This window comes from Micrococcus sp. FDAARGOS_333 (assembly GCF_002206575.2).
Taxonomy (GTDB): domain Bacteria; phylum Actinomycetota; class Actinomycetes; order Actinomycetales; family Micrococcaceae; genus Micrococcus; species Micrococcus lylae.
On the sequence record NZ_NJFJ02000001.1, the window covers coordinates 997,408 to 1,013,674 of the forward strand.

11 protein-coding genes and 1 tRNA gene are annotated in these 16,267 nt (G+C 71.4%); 9 read left to right on the forward strand and 3 right to left on the reverse strand.

The window, feature by feature from the left end:
• Positions 1 to 55: 55 nt before the first annotated feature.
• Positions 56 to 1,867 (forward strand): ABC transporter ATP-binding protein, encoded by a 1,812-nt coding sequence (locus tag CEQ11_RS04450; RefSeq protein ID WP_088477870.1) that lies wholly within the window; start codon positions 56 to 58, stop codon positions 1,865 to 1,867.
• Between the two features lie 69 nt (positions 1,868 to 1,936).
• Here CEQ11_RS04450 and CEQ11_RS04455 read toward each other — a convergent pair whose 3' ends face one another.
• Genes CEQ11_RS04455 through CEQ11_RS04465 form a run of 3 tightly spaced genes read right to left on the reverse strand, consistent with a single transcriptional unit; the run spans position 1,937 to position 6,527 of the window.
• Complete coding sequence (locus tag CEQ11_RS04455) at positions 1,937 to 4,297, reverse strand: transglutaminase domain-containing protein (protein ID WP_127913455.1); 2,361 nt, start codon at positions 4,295 to 4,297, stop codon at positions 1,937 to 1,939.
• A complete protein-coding gene (locus CEQ11_RS04460; protein WP_088477872.1) occupies positions 4,297 to 5,529 on the reverse strand; it encodes a DUF58 domain-containing protein in 1,233 nt (410 codons plus the stop codon). Before CEQ11_RS04460 ends, CEQ11_RS04455 begins: the two co-directional genes overlap by 1 nt.
• Positions 5,526 to 6,527: a MoxR family ATPase gene (locus tag CEQ11_RS04465; protein WP_088477873.1), complete on the reverse strand. Its 1,002-nt coding sequence runs from the start codon at positions 6,525 to 6,527 to the stop codon at positions 5,526 to 5,528. The genes CEQ11_RS04460 and CEQ11_RS04465 overlap by 4 nt, the downstream gene beginning before the upstream one ends.
• Positions 6,528 to 6,798: 271 nt before the next feature.
• On the opposite strand from CEQ11_RS04465, the gene CEQ11_RS04470 reads away from it, so the two are divergent.
• The 8 genes from CEQ11_RS04470 to CEQ11_RS04505 all read left to right on the forward strand — a co-directional run bounded on the left by CEQ11_RS04470 (position 6,799) and on the right by CEQ11_RS04505 (position 16,267).
• The gene (locus CEQ11_RS04470; RefSeq protein WP_088477874.1) at positions 6,799 to 7,893 is read left to right on the forward strand and encodes a transglycosylase family protein; all 1,095 of its coding nucleotides are present in this window, start codon (positions 6,799 to 6,801) and stop codon (positions 7,891 to 7,893) included.
• 82 nt (positions 7,894 to 7,975) lie between these two features.
• The gene (gene rsmA / locus CEQ11_RS04475) at positions 7,976 to 8,911 is read left to right on the forward strand and encodes a 16S rRNA (adenine(1518)-N(6)/adenine(1519)-N(6))-dimethyltransferase RsmA (protein WP_088478908.1); all 936 of its coding nucleotides are present in this window, start codon (positions 7,976 to 7,978) and stop codon (positions 8,909 to 8,911) included.
• A complete protein-coding gene (locus tag CEQ11_RS04480) occupies positions 8,908 to 9,882 on the forward strand; it encodes a 4-(cytidine 5'-diphospho)-2-C-methyl-D-erythritol kinase (RefSeq protein ID WP_088477875.1) in 975 nt (324 codons plus the stop codon). Before rsmA ends, CEQ11_RS04480 begins: the two co-directional genes overlap by 4 nt.
• A gap of 95 nt (positions 9,883 to 9,977) precedes the next feature.
• Positions 9,978 to 11,810: an ABC-F family ATP-binding cassette domain-containing protein gene (locus CEQ11_RS04485; RefSeq protein WP_088477876.1), complete on the forward strand. Its 1,833-nt coding sequence runs from the start codon at positions 9,978 to 9,980 to the stop codon at positions 11,808 to 11,810.
• Positions 11,811 to 11,981: 171 nt separating this feature from the next.
• Positions 11,982 to 13,478, forward strand: coding sequence for a sugar transferase (locus CEQ11_RS04490; RefSeq protein WP_369804912.1), 1,497 nt, complete (start codon positions 11,982 to 11,984; stop codon positions 13,476 to 13,478).
• Positions 13,479 to 13,598: 120 nt separating this feature from the next.
• Positions 13,599 to 13,670 (forward strand) — tRNA-Gln (locus tag CEQ11_RS04495).
• A 60-nt stretch (positions 13,671 to 13,730) separates the two neighbouring features.
• Positions 13,731 to 15,200 carry a bifunctional UDP-N-acetylglucosamine diphosphorylase/glucosamine-1-phosphate N-acetyltransferase GlmU gene (glmU, locus tag CEQ11_RS04500; protein WP_088477878.1) on the forward strand — a complete coding sequence of 490 codons (1,470 nt, stop codon included), beginning with the start codon at positions 13,731 to 13,733 and terminating at the stop codon, positions 15,198 to 15,200.
• An 86-nt stretch (positions 15,201 to 15,286) separates the two neighbouring features.
• Entirely contained in the window at positions 15,287 to 16,267 is a 981-nt protein-coding gene (locus tag CEQ11_RS04505) for a ribose-phosphate diphosphokinase (protein ID WP_088477879.1), read from the forward strand.

Consider the following 16,267-nt stretch of genomic DNA (forward strand, 5'->3'; position numbering starts at 1 on the left):
GGTGTGGGGAACGCACCGTCCAGGTGGTGACACCGCACGTCTACGATGGGGGACCGTGGCACCCAAGTTCCTCACCCGGCGTCTTCCGGACGGCACCGGCTATCTGATCGACCGTGGCATGCGGATCCGGCTCGCCTTCGTCGTCGCCGGCTCCATCGTCGTCGCCCTCCTGGAGATGGGGGCCTTGGCTTCCATCATGCCTCTGGTCAACCTGATGTCCTTCGGCGATACCCAGATTCCTCCGGTGAACGACATGTTGGAGCGCTGGGGTGCGTCCACGACCGGTGACCAGGCCATGGTCCTCGCCGGCGCCATCGTGGTCGCCTTCCTCGTGAAGGCCGTCCTGGTCCTGGCCTTCCGTTGGTGGACCATGGGGTTCACCAACCAGAACCTGGTCAGGACCTCCTCCCAGCTGCTGAGGTACTACCTGCGAGCGGACTACAGCCTCCATCTGAGCCGTACGGTCGGCACGCTCGTGAACAACGTGACAGGCACCTCCGCGATGGCCTACACCGGCGTCATCAACGGCAGCGTCACGCTCCTGACCGAGGCTGTCACGCTCGTCGCTGTCGTCGTCGTCCTCGCCGCGTCGATGCCGCTGACGGCCCTGGCCATGGGCGTGTACTTCGTGCTTGTCGGGTTTCTTCTGACGAGGTACATCCGCAAGCCGGCACGTTCTCTGGGTTGGACGCTCGTGACCACCGGTGAGCGCTCCAACACCGCCGCGCTGCAAGGGCTGCAGAACTACAAGGACGTCAAGCTGCGCGGCAACGACTCTGCCTTCATGAACGAGTACCGTGCCGCGCGGACCGAAGCGGCTGCCGCAACCAGGCAGAAGACGATGCTGACGATGATGCCCCGCTACGTCCTCGAGGTGGCCTTCGTGATCGGCATCGCCGCCTTGATCGCCATCACCTTCCTGACCGGCCAGGGGGACAGTGCCTTCGGCTCGCTGGCATTGTTGGCGATGGCCGGCTTCCGCGTACTCCCGTCGCTGACGACCATCATGGCCACCAGCAACGAGATCCGCGCTTCGTGGCCGGCATTCGAGCGGACAGTGTCCGAGGTCCGCGATGCACAGCCCGTCCTGCGCACGGCCGACTTGCCCTATGACCGTCTGCCCTACGAGCACCGGCTCGAGGTGAGAGACGCCACCTTCCGCTATGAAGGGGCGGCCGCCCCCGTCCTCAAGGACATCGATCTGGAGATCCCTGCGGGACAGACCTTCGCCTTCGTCGGCGGTTCCGGCGCCGGCAAGACCACGCTCGTGGATCTCATCATCGGCTTCCACCATGCTGAGGACGGTGGTGTGTTCGTGGACGGACACGAACTCGAGCCCAACCCGCGCGGCTGGTGGGACAACGTCGGCTTCGTCCCCCAGGCCGTCACGGTCGTCAACGGCACCGTGCTGCAGAACGTCCTCTTGGACCTGGACGCCGCTGACACTGCCGACCGGGAGGCGGTGGAGAAGGTTCTCCGCGACGCTCAGCTCGGAGAGTGGCTCGACACCCTGGAGCACGGACTGGACACCGTGATCGGCGAGGGCGCCGTCGGTGTCTCCGGCGGCCAGCGGCAGCGCCTCGGCATCGCCCGCGCGCTGTACCGCGACCCCAAGCTGCTTGTCCTGGACGAAGCCACCTCGGCCCTGGACAACAAGACCGAGAAGAAGATCACGGATGTCATCGAGTCGCTCAAGGGCAAAATCACGGTGATCGTGGTGGCCCACCGTCTCTCCACCGTCAAGCACTGTGACCAGATCGTCCTCCTGGACCAGGGGCGGATCATCGGACAGGGCACTTTCACCAGCCTGCAGGAGAGCAGTCAGGAGTTCCGCGAGCTCGTCCGGCTCGGCGACCTTTCCAGCTGAGCGTCACCACACAGGCGTGGGCCCGTGAGCGTCACGCTCACGGGCCCACGTCTGTGTGAGTCGGTGCGCTCAGTCCTTCTTCCGCTCCTTCTTCGCCTCGTCCATCGCCTCGACGACGGCACCGGCCGCCGCCGAGACCGCGGCGGGATCCGTGGGGGCCGGGCTGGTGGACGGCGCGTAGCGGGCCCACTGGACCGCCGACCGGACGGTGTCCATCTCCTCCTGGCGCTCCGGCACGAGGGCCACCCACGCGGCGGCCGCCTCGGCCTCGGCCTGGGAGGGGCCCTGCCGGACCTTCGAACGGGCTGCGGTGTCCCGCACCTCGGCCCAGGCGGCCAGCACGCGGGCACGCGCCTGGTCCTCGCCCTCCCACGGGCCCTCCAGGCGACGCCGCCGACGGCGCCTGCGCCACCAGGCAGGCCCGAAGACCGCCGCGGCGACCACGGCCATGAGCAGGAGGACGCCGAGCACGATGCCGACCACACGGAACACGTCGGCGGCCGAGACACCGGGCTTCTGCGGCTCGTCCCCGGCCTGCTCGGTGGACTCCGGCGACGAGGTCGGGCTCGCAGCCTCGGTGGGCGACGGCGAGGCCGATGTGGAGGCCGAGGGCAAGACCTCGGTCGGGCTCGGCGAGGCCGGTTCGGAGGCAGACGGCGAGGCGGACTCGGACGGCAGGGCGCCGGCACCGGCACCGGCCTCCGGATCGGTGTAGTCCGGGGCATCGGCCACGCCGGAGGTCGGCTCGAAGGCGATCCAGCCGACTCCGTCGAAGTAGACCTCCGGCCACGCGTGGGCCCGATTCGAGGGAATGTCGGTGGGTTCACCGGCCTGACCGGTCTCCGGGGCGTAGCCGATGACGATGCGGGTCTGCAGCCCCTGCGACTCCGCCATCAGGGCGAAGGCCGAGGCGAAGTGCACGCAGTAGCCGGTGCGCTTCTGGAGGAACTGCTCCGTCATGGACAGCCCGGAGCCGTCGTAGTCGTCGTCGACGGGAGCCGTGGTGGAGTAGTCGAACTCGTCCGAACGCAGCCAGGCCTGCAGGGCGTTGGCCTTCTCCCAGTCGGAGGCGCCGCCGCCCATGACCTCCTCGGCCTGGCGGGCGAGCTCGGAGTCCTGGAGCCGGGCACGCTCGTCCGCGCTCATGCGGTCCCGGTCCGGCCCCTCCTGGTCTGTGCCTGCCGCCTGCTCAAGGTGGGCGGGCATGTCCTCGGGGGAGGACGCGATCGCCGAGTCGATCAGCGTGAGACCGCCGGACAGACGGGTCGGCGTCGGCCGCGCGATGACGGTGTCCTGCAGCAGCGGCACCCAGTCGTCCTCGGCCGCCGGAACACGCTGGGCGCCGTTCGGCACGGGGATCCAGTCGGGGGAGAACCGGTCCAACGTCACGGTCACCTGGTCCGTGGTCTGCGGCAGCCCGGGCTGCGGGAAGGCGATCTCCTGGCGGGCGAAGGGGGCGTTGTCATCCGGACGGCGCAGGTGCCACGTGTCCGCCATGATGTCCTCCACCACGCCGGTGCGCAGGTACCGGCCGGTCCCGTCCTCGGTGGTGAGGGAGATGCCCGTAGGGCCGGGGGTGCGGCGCAGGTCCTCGCCGAGGTTCACCTCGGTGTTCAGCTGGGGACCGGAGCTCTGGCCGGACGTCCACCGCTGGCCCTCCGGAAGCAGGCCGGAGGTCAGCTGCGGCAGGGTCGCCGCGGCGACCAGCAGGGCCAGCAGGGCTGCCGCGGCGGTGCCCGCTGAACCCAGGACGCTGCGGACGCGCCGGGTCGGGTGCGCCAGCCACATCAGCCCCATCCAGGCGGCGGCGGCCAGCAGCATCGCCGGCAGCGGAGTCACTCCCGCGGTGACCACCGCGCCGATGACGACCAGGGTCAGCGCCGGTGCGCCGGCGAGGGTGGGCTGGTCCAGGGAGCGGGCGAGCAGCAGTGTCAGCGCGAGCGCGAGCAGCAGCACCGCGCAGGTGCTGGCGACCACGCCGGCGGATGCGGTGATGGGCGGAGTCTCCTGCGCGATCGTCTGGCCCAGGAGGGAGATCTCCTCCTGCAGGGCTCCGAACGTCTGTCCGGTCGGGAGGGCGCCGAGCAGCAGGGTCTCGGACCAGCCGATGCGCAGCCAGAAGACTGCGGCGACCACGGCACCGGCCAGCACGCCCAGCAGCCCTGCGGTGTCGCCGGAGGCGTCACGGTGTTCGAACCAGGCGGTCACCGGCGTCCAGGCGACGGCAAAGGCGATGCACGGCAGGAACGCGGCCCAGAACCAGGGTCCGGCGAAGAGGGCGTCCGCGGCCTGCGCCGCGGCACCGATCAGGACCAGGGACAGCAGTGCGACAGCGGCGCAGCCGAGCAGGGCACGGGGGAACGTCGGGGGCGCGTCGGCGGCCGACGCGTCGTCCTGGACCGGGGCGGAGACGGTGGGTGCGGCGGACATCATCGGTCTCCTTCCGTGCTCGTCAGGACGTTCCAGCCGGCAGAACGCCAGCGGTCTGCCTCGGCGGCCGCGGCCTCGGTCACCAGCACCACGGCTCCGCGCTGCGGAGGCGCCGCAGGAGGATACGGCGTCGAGGCGCCGACGACGGCCACGAGCATCACGGCCGCACCGTCGATGGCGTCGCGGCGCAGTGACCAGGGCGCCCCTTCACGGTCCGCACCGTACATGTCGGTCCAGGCCGAGGCGGGGTCGAAGCGGTCGCCGGTGTGGTCCACCACGTCCACGTCCAGGTCCGTCTGGGACCGCAGGGAGTCCTCGACGGCGGCGGCGGTGGCCACGACGGCCTCCAGGGCATCGTCCGTGCTCACCTCGTGGCCGGACGGGGACACGTGCCTCTGCGGCTCACCCGAGCCGAGGGTGCGGTCCACGAGCAGCTGGACCGGCGCCCGGTCCTCGGGCTCCTCGGCGCGCACCATGAGCTGGCCGGCGCGTGCGGTGGCGCCCCAGTGCACGCGGTGCAGGGCGTCGCCGGCCGTGTGCTCGCGCAGCCCGACGTCGTCCGGGCGCTGGGTGCGTCGATACCCGATGGCGCGAGCCACCTGGGCCATCAGCACCCGGTCCAGGTCCGCCGGGAGAGGCCTGCGGCGCGGGCCCACCGGCAGCTCGGCCTCCTGGGGGACGGCGATCCGCTGACGTGCGCTCCACAGGCCGAACGGTCCGGTGACGCGGCAGCGGACGGCGTCCAGCTCGTAGCGACCTCGCCAGTGGGGGAACAGGGAGAGCGCCGAGCCGCGCAACGGGGTCCACCCGCCGGCACGGGCGGAGCGCCACAGACGGCGGAGGCGTCGAGACCGAGGCGAGGGGCCGTCGTCGGGACGCAGGGACTCGGGGAGGTACACCTCGAGGCCGGCGCCGCCGGACAGGGAGTCAGCGCGCGTGTGCACGGTGAGGTCCAGGGGCTCGAGCCGTTCGTGCAGTCCGTGCAGGCTGTCCGTGCGCGGAGCGGCCAGACCGATCCAGGACTGCTCCCAGGCGCGACGGGTGAGGACGAGCTCGACGAGCGTCAGGACCAGGGCGGCCAGCACGAGGATCAGCAGGAACAGGCCCACCGCGATCGCCTCGCGTCGGCCCAGCACCGGGCCGAGCGCCAGGAGCACGACGCCGAGGACCATGAGCCCCACGGCGTCGGCACGGGGACGGAACCGGGGCAGCCGGGTCAGCGGCGCGCTCATCGGGCGGCTCGAGCCTCGGCGCGGGAGGCGAAGGGGGCCTGGACCTGGGAGAGGACCTCGTCCACGATGCGGCGCGCCTGCGGCGAGGTGGTGTCATGGCGGACGGGTCCGTCCAGCAGCAGGCGGTGGGCCAGGACCACATGGGCCACGGCGCGCACGTCGTCCGGGACCACGTAGTCGCGGCCGCTCAGTGCGGCCTCGGCGCGGGCGGCCGACATCCACTGCACCAGCGCGCGCGGGCTCGCACCCACGCGCACGTCGGCGTGCCGGCGGGTGGCCTGGCCGAGCGCCACGAGGTAGCGGCGCACCGGCTCGCCGACGGCGACCAGGGAGGTGGCGGCGATCAGGCTGCGGGCGGTGTCCACATCCATGACGGGCTCGACGTCGTCCTGGACGGCCGCGTCGGGGCGGTCCGGGTCGTGGGTGTGGTGGGCCAGCATCAGCACCTCGGCGTCCGTGTCCGGGTAGCCCATGGAGATGCGGGCCATGAAGCGGTCCCGCTGGGCCTCCGGCAGCGGGTACGTGCCCTGGGAGTCGGAGGGGTTCTGGGTGGCGACCACCATGAACGGGTCCGGCAGGCGGTGCGTGGTGCCGTCCACGGACACCCGGTGCTCCTCCATGGCCTCCAGGAGGGCTGCCTGCGTCTTGGCCGAGGCACGGTTGATCTCGTCCGCGATCACAAGGTGGGCGAACACCGGGCCGGGGCGGAACTGGAAGTCGTGGCGCTCCTGGTGGAACACGGAGACGCCCGTGATGTCCGCCGGCAGCAGGTCCGGGGTGAACTGGATGCGGTTCACCTCGCCGCCGACGGCGCCGGCCAGGGTCCGGGCGAGCAGAGTCTTGCCGACGCCGGGCACGTCCTCCACCAGCAGGTGGCCGCCGGCCAGCTGTACCAGGACCGCGGTCCGGACGGCCTCGGGCTTGCCTTCGACCACCTCCTGGATCCTCGCGATGAGGGCGTCGGTGAGCTCGGTGAAGGCGGGAGTGCCAGGGCGCATGGACGTGAACTCCTGTCAGGCGGGGCCGGGGAGGTGACCGCCCGCGGGATGCGCACGGCCTCTGTTCCGGCCAGCCTACGCCCCGTGATGTGGAACAGCTCGGACGGTGCGGTTCGTCACCGATCCTTGATCTACCGTGACCAAGTCGTTATCGTCGATCCCGTTCATCTCGTGATAGGTCCCTACGTCGGCGTGATCCGCCGCAGCTGCACGGCTGAGATGCCGTGGCCAGCGTGTGACTGTCCGAGTCCCCTTGAGGAGAGAAGGCTTCATGCTGTCTGCCCCGAATCTGCGTTCGACCCGTCCCGGCCGTCTGGCCGCCGTCGTTGCGATCGCCGCCCTCGGTCTGACCGGATGCGCCGGTCAGGACGATGCCGCCCAGGCGAAGCAGGAGGACGTGACCCTGGAGCGCGTGGCTCAGGTGGAGAAGGACGAGGCGGACAAGGGCGGGGACGTCGAGCGTCAGGCCGAGGAGTCGGAGAAGGCCCGGAAGGCTGAGAAGAAGGCTGCCGAGAAGTCGGAGAAGGCCGAGGCGGCCGAGAAGAAGGCCGCCGCCGAGCAGAAGGCTGAGAAGGCCGAGAAGAAGGCGGCCAAGCGCCGCGCTGCTGCCGAGAAGGCTGAGCAGGCTGAGAAGAAGAAGGCCGCCGAGCGCCAGGCCGAGAAGAAGGCCGCCGCCGAGCAGGAGGCCGCCGAGCAGAGGGCTGCGCAGCAGAAGGCCTGGGCGGAGAAGGTTGCCGAGCGCGAGGCCATGGAGAAGGCCTGGGCCGAGAAGGCAGCCGAGCGCCGCGCCGCCGAGCAGAAGGCCGCCGAGCAGGAGGCCGCGCAGCAGAAGGCCGCGGAGGAGGCCTGGGCGAAGAAGGTTGCCGAGCGTGAGGCCGCGGAGAAGGCGTGGGCCGAGAAGGTTGCCCAGCAGCGCGCCGCCGAGGAGGCTGCCCAGCGGCGTGCCGCTGAGGAGAAGGCCGCGCAGCAGAAGGCCGCCGAGGAGGCTGCCGAAAAGAAGGCTGCCGAGGAGGCCAAGGCGAAGCAGGCCGCCGAGCAGAAGGCTGCAGAGCAGGCCGCCCAGCAGAGCGTCGCCACCGAGCTCGTCGCCGTCGAGCGCACCGCCTCCACCACGTCTGGCGACTCCGTGTGGGACCGCCTGGCGCAGTGCGAGTCCGGCGGCAACTGGTCCATCAACACCGGCAACGGCTTCTACGGGGGCATCCAGTTCAAGCAGGACGTGTGGGTCGCCAACGGCGGCACCCAGTACGCCCCGATGCCGCACATGGCCACCCGTGAGCAGCAGATCATCATGGGCAAGAAGATCCAGGCCATGTCCGGCTGGGGCGCGTGGCCCAGCTGCGCGGCCCAGCTGGGTCTGTCCTGACCCGACGTGCGCATGACGCTGCGGCCCGGTCCCTCCACAGGGGCCGGGCCGCGGCGCGTCTGCAGTCGATAGACTCGTGACCATGCCCGACCACGCCGACGACACCTCCGCCGCGCCCGGAGTCGCTCCGCTGCTCAGCGCCGCGGACATCCGGCGCATCGCCGCGGAGCTGGACCTGCGCCCCACCAAGTCCTGGGGGCAGAACTTCGTGATCGACCCGAACACCATCCGCCGCATCGTCGCCGCCGCCGAGCTCGCCGAAGACGAGCACGTCCTCGAGGTCGGCTCGGGTCTGGGATCGCTCACCCTCGGCCTCATGGACGTCGCGGCCGCCGTGACCGCCGTGGAGATCGACCCGACGACGGCCGCCCGCCTCCCCGCGACCGCCTCCGCGATGCGTGCGGGCGCCTCCGCACGCCTCGCCGTCCTCCACGGCGATGCGATGACGGTGACGCCCGAAGAGGTCGACGCGGTCCGACCGGCTGCGGCGCAGGGCGGCCCGACCGCGCTCGTGGCGAACCTGCCGTACAACGTGGCCGTGCCCGTGCTCCTGCATGTGCTCGAGCACTTCCCGGACATCCGCCACGGGCTCGTCATGGTGCAGGAGGAGGTGGCCGACCGGCTCGCCGCCGGACCCGGCTCGAAGGTCTATGGGGTGCCGTCGGCCAAGGCCGCCTGGTACGGACCCGTGCGCAAGGTCGGCACCATCGGCACCCAGGTGTTCTGGCCGGCGCCCCGCATCCACTCCGGGCTCGTCGCCTTCGAGCGTGCCGCGCAGCCGCCGGTGGCAGGCGTCGAGCGTGAGGACGTGTTCGCAGTGGTGGACGCGGCCTTCGCCCAGCGCCGCAAGACCCTGCGCGCCGCCCTGTCCGGCTGGGCGGGTGGCGCTTCCGCCGCGGAGGACGCGCTGCGCTCCGCCGGCGTCGAGCCCCAGACCCGCGGTGAGGCCCTCGGCATCGCGGACTTCGCGCGCATCGCCGCGGCCCGTGCTGCCCAGGTGACTGAGGAGACCGCATGAACACGCACGCGCGCCATGATGTCCACAGCGACGTCGCCCGCCGCCACGTCACCGCCACCGCGCCGGGCAAGGTCAACGTCTCCCTCCGGGTCGGACCGCTGCGCCCGGACGGCTACCACGACGTCGCCAGCGTGTACCTGGCCGTGTCCCTGACGGAGACCGTCACCGCGGTGGCCAGGGCCGACGGCCGCATCACCGTGGGGCCCTGCCCTCGCCACGTGAGCCTCGTGGACGCCCACGATGTCCCGTGGGACGAGTCCAACCTCGCCCACCGTGCCGCCGTGCTGCTGCGCGAACGCATGGGGCTGGACCCCGAGACCCACGGCGTGGACCTCCAGGTGGCCAAGCAGGTCCCCGTCGCAGGCGGCATGGGCGGGGGGTCGGCCGACGCCGCGGCGGCGCTCGTGGCCTGCTCCGCCCTCTGGGACACCGGACTGACCCGCTCGGGACTCGCCGAGCTCGCCGCGGAGCTCGGCGCGGACGTCCCCTTCTCCGTGGTCGGAGGAGCCGCGGTCGGTCTGGGCACCGGCACCGACCTGACCCCCGTGGCAGCCCGGAATCCCGTGCATCTCGTGGTGGTCCCGGCGGACGGCGGACTCTCGACGCCGGTGGTGTTCGAAGCCCTCGACCGCCTCCGGGCCGAGGGCACCCTGGACTCTCCTGGGGGCGTAGAGGTGAACCAGGGCGTGGTCCGCGCCCTGGCCCTCGCCGACCCGCTGGCGCTTGCCCTGGCCATGGACAACGACCTGCAGACGCCGGCCGTCTCCCTGTTCCCGGAGCTGTCCGACGTCCTCGACCTCGGCCTGGACGAGGGGGCGCTGCGCGGCATGGTCTCCGGCTCCGGTCCCACGCTGCTGTTCGTGGCCCGGGACGAGCAGGAGGCCGAACGCCTGGCGACCGCGGTGAAGGAACGGACCGGCATCGAGGCGATCCCGGTCCACGGCCCCGTCCACGGTGCCGGCCTGCTCTGACCGGCGCGCCACACGGGTCGGCTCCGGCCCCTCTGACGACTCCCTGACCCCACCCGGCGTCCGGCACGGACGCGGAAGGACTGACACCACCGCTCATGGCACATCTGCTCGGCGCTGAGAACATCGGCATCGCCTTCGGCACCCGCACCGTCCTCGAGGGTCTCTCCCTCGGCGTGGACGAGGGCGACCGCATCGGACTGGTCGGCCGCAACGGAGACGGCAAGTCCACCCTCATGCGGATCATGGCCGGCCTGCAGACCCCGGACACCGGCCGCGTCACCCGGCGCGGCGGCGTGCGTGTGGGCGTGCTGGACCAGCGTGACGCCCTCGACCCCGCCCACACCGTCAAGCAGGCCGTCGTCGGGGAGGTGGACGACCACGTCTGGGCCTCGGACGCCAAGGTCCGCGACGTCTTCGACGGTCTCCTGTCCGGCCTGGACCTCGAGCGGACGGTGGAGGGGCTCTCCGGCGGACAGCGGCGCCGCGTGGCCCTGGCCGCACTGCTCGCGGACGACCATGACGTCCTCTTCCTGGACGAGCCCACCAACCACCTGGACGTGGAGGGCGTCGCGTGGCTCGCCCAGCATCTGAAGGGCCGCTGGCGCCCCACCGACGGCGCCCTCGTGGTGGTGACCCACGACCGTTGGTTCCTGGACACCGTCTGCACCCGCACCTGGGAGGTCCACGACGCCACGGTGGACCCGTTCGACGGCGGCTACGCGGCGTGGATCCTCGCCCGTGCCGAGCGTGCCCGCCAGGCGGCCGTGGCCGAGCAGAAGCGGCAGCAGCTGATGAAGAAGGAGCTCGCCTGGCTCCGCCGCGGTGCCCCGGCCCGCACCTCGAAGCCGAAGTTCCGCATCGAGGCGGCCAACGCGATCATCGCGGACGTCCCCGAACCCCGGGACTCGGTGTCCTTGGCCAAGATGGCCACCGCCCGACTCGGCAAGGACGTCCTGGACCTCGAGGACGTCTGCCTGGCCCTCGGCGCCAAGACCGTCCTGGACCACGTCACCCTGCGCCTGGCCCCGGGCGAACGCCTCGGCATCGTGGGCGTCAACGGCGCCGGAAAGTCGACCCTGCTCAAGCTGCTGGACGGCCGTGTCCAGCCTGACGCCGGCCGCGTCAAGCGGGGCAAGACCGTGGTCACGGCGACGCTCACCCAGGACGTGCAGGAGCTGGACGAGGTCGCGCACCTGCGCGTGGCCGAAGTGATGGCCCGTGAGGGCTCGAGCTTCCGGGTGGGAGAGAAGGAGATGTCCTCGGGCCAGCTTCTCGAGCAGCTCGGCTTCGGCACGGACCGTCAGTGGACGCCGGTCGCCGAGCTCTCCGGGGGCGAGCGGCGGCGGCTGCAGCTGCTCCGCCTCCTGGTGGGAGAGCCCAACGTCCTGCTCCTCGACGAGCCGACCAACGACCTGGACACGGACACCCTCGCCGCCGTCGAGGACCTGCTGGACGGTTGGCCGGGCACGCTGATCGTGGTCTCCCACGACCGCTACCTGCTCGAGCGCGTGACGGACCACCAGGTCGCCCTGCTCGGCGACGGCAAGGTGAGGGGCCTGCCCGGGGGAGTGGACCAGTACCTCGAGCTGCGCTCGGCGATGCCGGCGTCCGGCTCCGTCGTCGAGACGAGTGCGCGGGCCGACGGGCCGGTGTCGGCGGCCGCAGGAGCCGGATCGGCCGACGGGGCGGCTCCGGCGGGACCGACAGCCGCCGAACGCAGGCAGGCGCGCAAGGACATGGCCCGCCTGGAGCGGCAGCAGGAGAAGCTGAGGGAGCGCGCCGCCGGCCTGGAGGCACGGCTGGCCGAGCTCAGCGACGCGCAGCGCTTCGGCGAGCTCGGACCGGTCGACGCCGAGCTCCAGCAGGTCAACGCCGAGCTGGAGGCGGCGGAGGAACAGTGGCTCCTCGCTGCCGAGACCGCCGAGTGAGCATCGCCCGTGTCCCGGCCCCCATTGGCGCGTGAGATGCGCCACACAGGTTCTTCACATACGATGGTGTCCTCATCACGGCTTTACAATCCGTAACGTAGAAGAACCGCCGGGGAGATGGCAGTCCCCGCGACTGCCCCTCTCGGCGCCGGAGAGCAGCAGAGGACGAACGTGGCCACTCTGGAGACGCCGGCAGCGCATGCCGTGCCGACACGGCCCCCCGCGCCGGAGGGCGAGCACCTGCTCGGCGCCTCCTGGCACCGTGGCATTCCGCGCCTGCTCATCCTCGTGGACGGCATCCTGATCCTCGTGTCCATGCTCCTCGCCGAGCTGGTCCGCTTCGGCCAGCTGGGGGCAGTCGTCCCGGGGGTCGTCATCCTGAACTACACCCTGCTGTCGTTCATCCTGGCGTTCAGCTGGGTCGTCGCCCTCACCATGGTCGGCTCCCGGGACATCAAGGTCTTCGGCGTGGGCGCGGAGGAGTACAAGCGCGTCATCAAGGGCACGCTCTACTTCTTCGGCCTCGTCGCGATCGTCTCCTATGTCACCGGCGTGGAGACTGCCCGTGGGTATGTGGCCGTCGCGCTCCCGGTGGGACTGTTGACCGTGCTGCTCGGCCGCTTCGTCGTCCGCACCTGGGTCGCGCGCAGTCGCGCCCGTGGACGCTTTCGCCGGCGCATGCTCCTGGTCGGCGGACCCGGTGCGGTGGCGCACGTCCATGACGCCCTCGTCTCGGAGGCCGGGGCCGGCTATGAGCCGGTCGCCGCGATCATGCCGGGCTACCGTCCCCGGGGTGAGGACTTCCTCCCCATCCCGTGCCGCACGGACCTGGGCACCATCGGCGAGATCGTCGCCTTCGCCGAGGAGAACCACGTCGAGGCCATCACACTGACCTCCGGAGACCCGTTCCCGCCCAGCGATCTGCGCCGACTCGGCTGGGAGCTGCAGGAACGCGGCATCACGCTGATCATGGCCCCGGCCCTGGTGGACGTTGCCGGTCCCCGGATCCACATGCAGCCACTGGCCGGCCTGCCGCTGATCCACGTCAGCACGCCGCGGCTCTCGCGCAGCAAGGCGTTGACCAAGCGCGCCTTCGACCTGGTGGGCGCCGGCGTCGGCATGGTGCTCATCTCCCCGCTGCTGCTCTGCGTCGCCCTCGCCGTCCGGATCGACAGCCCGGGACCGATCCTGTTCCGGCAGGAGCGCATCGGCCTGCACGGCAAGCCGTTCACCATGCTGAAGTTCCGCTCCATGGTCCCGGACGCGGAGAAGATCAAGGCCGCCCTGACCCCGGACTCGGGCGATGCGAACGTCCTGTTCAAGATGAAGGACGACCCGCGTATCACGAAGGTCGGCCGCTTCATCCGTCGCACCAGCATCGACGAGCTCCCCCAGCTCATCAATGTCCTGCGCGGGGACATGTCCCTCGTGGGCCCCCGGCCGCACCTTCCCCACGAGGTCGAGCAGTACGAGGACTACATCCACCGCCGGTTCCAGGTGCAGCCGGGCATCACCGGCCTCTGGCAGGTCTCCGGCCGTTCCGACCTCTCCTGGGAGGACGCCGTCCGCCTGGACCTGAACTACGTGGAGAACTGGTCCATCCTCGGGGACGTCGTCATCCTCGGCCGCACCGTCCGCGCGGTGGCCGCGGCCGACGGCGCCTACTGACCCCGCGCAGGCACCGCCTGCACCGCATCCGCCCCGGCGCAGACCGCCGCGCCCGCGGCCCGGGCGGAAGCGTGTGGAAGAATGACGACGCGTCGCCGCGCCTGCCGGCGCGGCCGACGGTCCGCCCTGGTGTAATGGCAGCACGCCGGCCTTTGGAGCCGTGCAGTCTAGGTTCGAATCCTAGGGGCGGAACACCGGGCCGCCTCCGTCAGGCGACCGGCCCTCGACCGCCATCCCAGGAGAAGCGCAGGAATGTTCGAGACCACCGCACCCCGACCGTCCGCCGTGATCGTGCTGGCCGCAGGCCAGGGCACCCGCATGAAGTCCGCCACCCCCAAGGTGATGCACACCATCGGCGGCCGCTCCCTCGTGGGCCATGCCCTCCACGCCGCCGCGTCGCTGGAGCCGGAGCACCTCGTCGCCGTGGTGCGCCACGAGCGGGAGAAGGTCGCCGCGCACATCGAGGAGCAGCTGCCGGGCATCGCCATCGCGGACCAGGACGAGATCCCGGGCACCGGCCGCGCCGTGGAGCTCGGCCTCGAGGCCGTGCCGGCCGAGACCGAGGGCACGGTGGTGGTCACCTACGGCGACGTCCCGCTGCTCACCCCGGAGACCCTCGCGAACCTCGTCTCCACGCACGAGGCGGACGGCAACGCCGTCACCGTGCTGACCGCCTCCCTGGAGGACCCCACCGGCTACGGCCGCATCGTCCGCGACGCCGCGGGTCTCGTCGAGCGGATCATGGAGCACAAGGACGCCGTCGCCCACGCCGAGTCCACCGGCGACTCCTCGTTCGTGGAGATCGCCGAGGTCAACTCGGGCATCTACGCCTTCGACGCCGCCCTGCTGCGCCGCACCCTGCCGACGCTGTCCACGGACAACGTCCAGGGCGAGAAGTACCTGACGGACGTGCTGGGCCTGGCCCGTGCCGAGGGCGGCCGCGTGGCCTCCGTCGGCACCGACGACGTCTGGGAGGTCGAGGGCGCGAACGACCGCCGCCAGCTCTCCGACCTCGGCCGTCAGCTCAACGACCGCGTGCTGCGCCACTGGATGAAGGAGGGCGTCACCGTGATCGACCCCTCCTCCACCTGGGTGGACATCACGGTGCAGCTGTCCAACGACGTGGTCCTCAAGCCGGGCACCCAGCTGCACGGCACCACCACCGTGGGCACCGACGCCGTGATCGGCCCGGACACGACCCTCACGGACACCGAGGTCGGCGCGGGCGCCACCGTGAAGCGGACGGACGCCACGGGTGCCGTCATCGGCGCGAACGCCACCGTGGGCCCCTTCACCTACCTCCGCCCGGGCACCGTCCTGGGCGAGGACGGGAAGATCGGTGCGTTCTATGAGACGAAGAACGTGACGGTGGGCCGCGGTGCGAAGCTGTCCCACCTCGGCTATGCCGGGGACGCGGAGATCGGCGAGTACACCAACATCGGCTGCGGCAACATCACGGCCAACTACGACGGCGTGAACAAGCACCGCACCACCATCGGCGCATACGTGCGCACCGGCTCCAACACCGTCTTCACCGCCCCGGTGACGGTCGGGGACGGCGCCTACACCGGTGCCGGCGCCGTCGTCCGCGAGGACGTCCCTGCCGGCGCGCTCGCACTGAACAGGGTGGAGCAGCGCACCATCGACGGCTGGGTGGTGGCCAAGCGCCCGGGCACCGGTTCGGCGGACGCCGCCGAGGCGGCCGGCGCGGACCGCGACTGAGGTACGGGACAGACCAGGACATAGGATGGCTCCGGGCCGCCAGGAAGGCCCGGAGCCGCAGATCCCGAGAGAGCAGGGGAGCGAGAATGACGGAACTGAGCCGCAGCGAGGACAAACGACTGGTGCTGGCCGCCGGCCGGGCGCACCCGGAGCTGGCCACGGAGATCGCGGAGGAGCTCGGCACCGAGCTGCTGCCGATGAGCGCCTACGACTTCGCCAACGGGGAGATCTACGTCCGCTCGGGCGAATCCGTCCGCGGCAAGGACGTCTTCGTCATCCAGTCCCACCCTGCTCCGCTGAACAACCACCTTATGGAGCAGCTCATCATGATCGACTCCATGAAGCGTGCCTCGGCCCGCCGCATCACCGTGGTCTCGCCGTTCTACCCTTACGCCCGCCAGGACAAGAAGGGGCGCGGCCGCGAGCCGATCTCCGCCCGTCTCGTCGCGGACCTGTACCAGGCCGCCGGTGCATCCCGCGTGATGTCCGTGGACCTGCACACGGCACAGATCCAGGGCTTCTTCGACGGCCCGGTGGACCACCTGTTCGCCATCCCGCTGTTGGCGGACTACATCCGCACCCGCCTGGAGGGCGAGGAGATCACCGTGGTCTCCCCGGACACCGGCCGCGTGCGTGTGGCCGAGCAGTGGGCGGACCGTCTCGGCGGCGTGCCGCTGGCGTTCGTGCACAAGTCCCGTGACCTCACCGTCCCGAACCAGGCGGAGTCCAAGACCGTGGTCGGCGACATCGAGGGCCGCGTCTGCGTGCTGATCGACGACATGATCGACACCGGCGGCACCATCGCCGGCGCCGTGCGCGTCCTGAAGGAGGCCGGCGCGAAGGACGTCATCATCGCCGCCACCCACGCCGTCTTCTCGGATCCGGCCGCCCAGCGCCTGGGCGAGTGCGGCGCCCGCGAGGTGGTCGTCACCAACACCCTACCGATCCCGGAGGAGAAGCGGTTCCAGAACCTGACCGTCCTCTCGATCGCCCCGCTGATCGCCCGGGCGATCCGCGAGGTCTTCGAGGACGGTTCGGTCACCAGCCTCTTCGACGGCGACGCCTGA